General features: G+C 68.7%; 1 protein-coding gene. It reads right to left on the bottom strand.

Annotation, left to right across the window (positions count from 1 at the left end; all coding sequences use genetic code 11):
• Positions 1–252, bottom strand: a 252-nt coding sequence (locus U5A58_RS40685) for a DegT/DnrJ/EryC1/StrS family aminotransferase (RefSeq protein ID WP_321965482.1), incomplete at both ends; no start/stop codon positions are given.

The following is a 252-nucleotide window of genomic DNA, read 5'->3' as shown; positions in this document are numbered from 1 at the left end:
GTGGAGACCCACGATGCGGGCGTGGTGATGACTTCGTCGCCGGGACCCACGCCGGCAATGCGCAGCCCGATTTCGAGCGTGGCGGTGCCGGAGTTGAAGGTGCGCACGGGCCGGCCGCCGCAGTATTCGGAGAGCGCCGCTTCGAACGCCTGGTTCTGCGGGCCGGTCGTGATCCAGCCCGAGCGCAGCACGTCGGCGACGCCCTGGATGGTTTCTTCGTCGATTTCGGGGCGCACGAACGGCAGGAACGGA

The sequence above is a fragment of the Paraburkholderia sp. J7 genome, from assembly GCF_905220155.1.
Lineage (GTDB): Bacteria > Pseudomonadota > Gammaproteobacteria > Burkholderiales > Burkholderiaceae > Paraburkholderia.
This window is presented reverse-complemented; position numbering and strand designations above follow the sequence as displayed.